This window comes from Acidaminobacter sp. JC074, assembly GCF_022496765.1.
In the GTDB taxonomy this organism is placed as follows: Bacteria; Bacillota; Clostridia; order Peptostreptococcales; family Acidaminobacteraceae; genus JABXKX01.
Map to the genome: position 1 here is coordinate 1 of NZ_VANV01000054.1, position 2,680 is coordinate 2,680.

General features: G+C 35.4%; 3 protein-coding genes. All 3 read left to right on the forward strand.

Going from position 1 to position 2,680, the window contains the following annotated elements; genetic code table 11:
* Positions 1-131 precede the first annotated feature (131 nt).
* The 3 genes from EZV73_RS28130 (at position 132) to EZV73_RS28140 (ending at position 2,609) form a co-directional block, all read left to right on the forward strand.
* The gene (locus tag EZV73_RS28130; RefSeq protein WP_240843915.1) at positions 132-509 is read left to right on the forward strand and encodes a hypothetical protein; all 378 of its coding nucleotides are present in this window, start codon (positions 132-134) and stop codon (positions 507-509) included.
* The gene (gene tnpB, locus EZV73_RS28135; RefSeq protein ID WP_240843916.1) at positions 502-858 is read left to right on the forward strand and encodes an IS66 family insertion sequence element accessory protein TnpB; all 357 of its coding nucleotides are present in this window, start codon (positions 502-504) and stop codon (positions 856-858) included. The genes EZV73_RS28130 and tnpB overlap by 8 nt, the downstream gene beginning before the upstream one ends.
* A gap of 116 nt (positions 859-974) precedes the next feature.
* Positions 975-2,609: an IS66 family transposase gene (locus EZV73_RS28140; RefSeq protein ID WP_240843917.1), complete on the forward strand. Its 1,635-nt coding sequence runs from the start codon at positions 975-977 to the stop codon at positions 2,607-2,609.
* Positions 2,610-2,680: the final 71 nt, after the last annotated feature.

Sequence of the window (2,680 nt, forward strand, 5' to 3'; positions counted from 1 at the left end):
TGTAAACGGTTAATCATGCGTACCTTTTTAAAAAATAGTATAACTGATATTCTTGATAATAAGTAATAGTAAGCTCGAAAAACTGTTTAGAGTTTTTTGAGTAACTCAAGTTTATCGAGGAGGTACTTTTTATGAATGTACGAAGAGCCACTTCTCTAATACGTAAAGATCAATGGATGAAAATTATATCTGAGCGTAATGCAAGTGGTCTAACTGTGAAAGAATATTGTTTTCAGCATAATCTCAACCAGGGCTCATATTATTATTGGTTAAAGAAGATCAGAAAGGGAGTTCTAGAAGAAAATAGCACTCATGAGGAACCGATAAACACCTTGGTGCCGATGATGAAGACGCTGTCAGATCAAGAAACACCAAATGATAATGATACAACTTCTTATTCTAAGAATTGCTCTTTGAGCATTACTACTAATGTCATGAGAGTTGAGTTTGACTCTAACGCCTCTAGCGATTTAGTCTTGCAAGTCATTAGGGAGCTGAAACATGCTTAATGAGGCAAACGGCTTTGATGAGATTTATATCGTATGTGGCTATACTGATTTACGTCGTGGAATTGATGGTCTTAGTACAATTATTCAGCAGAAGTTTGAGTTAAATCCTTTCCAAAACATTCTGTTTCTATTTTGTGGTAGACGAACAGATAGAATTAAAGGACTCGTCTGGGAGGGCGATGGTTTTCTGCTTTTATACAAGAGGTTAGAAAACGGAAAATTTCAATGGCCTCGTACTGAAGAAGCTGCTCGGAAAATAAGTCTTCAAGAGTTTCGATGGTTAACTGAAGGTTTAACTGTTGATCCAAAAAAATTAGTAAAAAAGTCTTATCCAAAACGTACAATTTAGTGGATAACTATATAACAATCTGTGGACGAAATCGTTGAAATTTCAATTGTTCCACAGATTTATTTTTTTAGGTAAAAACTATATACACCCTTCATTTACTATGATAAAGTGATGCTATGAATACTAACTATACTGAGAAACATTTAAGCGAGTTAAAGAAAGATACATTAGTTTCGATGTACCTTTCTTTACAAGAGATTACCGAATCATTAAGAAAAACAAGTGAAGAACAGCAAGAGCAAATGACGCAATTAAGCAAGAAAATGGACCTTTTAATGGAACAACTTGTTTTAGCTAATCAAAGACAATTTGGTAGATCTAGCGAAAAAATAGAATTAGATGGACAAATGGAACTTTGCTTTAATGAAGCTGAGTTTATTAATGATACACATGACGTTGATGAACCTGATTTACTGGATGCATGCGTTAAGCTTAAGAAAAAGAAGAAAGTCAAAGGCAAGCGTGAAGCAGATCTTCAAGGGCTTCCAATTAAGGTTATCACTCACGAAATTAATGAAAAAGAACTAAAAAAAGTATACGGGAATAAATGGCGTAGATTGCCAGATGAAGTCTATAAGCGTTTAGCTTTTCATCCTGCTAGATTCGAAGTTGAAGAACATCGAGTAGCAGTTTATTGTGGTACAGATGAACAACCAATAATACGTGCTGATCGCGGTGTAGATTTACTACGAAATAGTATTGTTACACCATCGCTTCAAGCTGCTATTTATAACAGCAAATATGTAAATGCATTGCCACTATATCGCCTTGAACAAGAGTTTAAAAGACACGATATAAATATATCTAGACAAAACATGGCTAATTGGACGATTAAATGCAGCGAACGTTACCTATCACTACTCTACGATAAATTACAAACACATTTGCTCGAGCATCCTGTTTTGCAAGCAGATGAAACAACTGTCGAAGTCAGTAAGGATGGTCGTAAAGCAGGTAGCAAAAGTTATATGTGGGTTTATCGAACAGGTAAGCTTTATGGTGAGAAGCCTATTATTCTCTATGATTACCAAAAGACTAGAAAAGCTGAACACCCTAGAGAGTTTTTAAAAGGTTATTCAGGCATTCTTGTAACAGATGGTTATCAGGTTTATCATACTATGGCAAAGAACCAGGAAAATCTTAAGGTTGCAGGTTGCTGGAGCCACGCAAGACGAAAGTTTGCAGAGATTGTGAAAGCCATTGGTAAAGAGAAAGCAAAAGGAACTGTAGCCTATGATGCGTTACGACAAATTGCAACCATATATAAACTGGATAACGAACTTTCATATACGTCATTTGAAGATCGCTCAAAACAACGTGTACTGATTGTCAAACCTCAAGTGGAGGCATTCTTTGCGTGGGCAAAAGAAATCATTAGTGAAGTACCTGAGAAATCAGCAACACACAGTGGATTAAAATACTGTATAAACCAAGAGGAGTATCTGAAGGTCTTTATAAACTTCGGTGATGTTCCTTTGGATAATAACGCAACCGAATCGGTTATAAGAGGATTTGTAATTGGTAAAAAGAACTGGCAACTGATTGATACTATATATGGTGCACAAGCAAGTGCTATCGCGTATAGCATTGCTGAAACGGCCAAGGCTAATAAACTTAAACCATATGAATATTTCAAACATCTATTAACAGAAATACCTAAGTTAGAATCTATGAATGACTTAGAAAAACTTGATGATCTATTACCATGGTCAGATAAGTTACCTGATATTTGCAAAAAGAAAGCTGACTAAATGATAACCGGATTTGCATACAAATGCATATCCGGTTATTTCATTCTAGGTACGTATGATTGACCGTTTAC

Excerpts from the sequence above, each read along its gene's own strand:
- EZV73_RS28130 (WP_240843915.1), top strand. The coding sequence starts at position 132 with ATGAATGTACGAAGAGCCACTTCTCTAATACGTAAAGATCAATGGATG.
- tnpB (WP_240843916.1), top strand. The coding sequence starts at position 502 with ATGCTTAATGAGGCAAACGGCTTTGATGAGATTTATATCGTATGTGGC.
- EZV73_RS28140 (WP_240843917.1), top strand. The coding sequence starts at position 975 with ATGAATACTAACTATACTGAGAAACATTTAAGCGAGTTAAAGAAAGAT.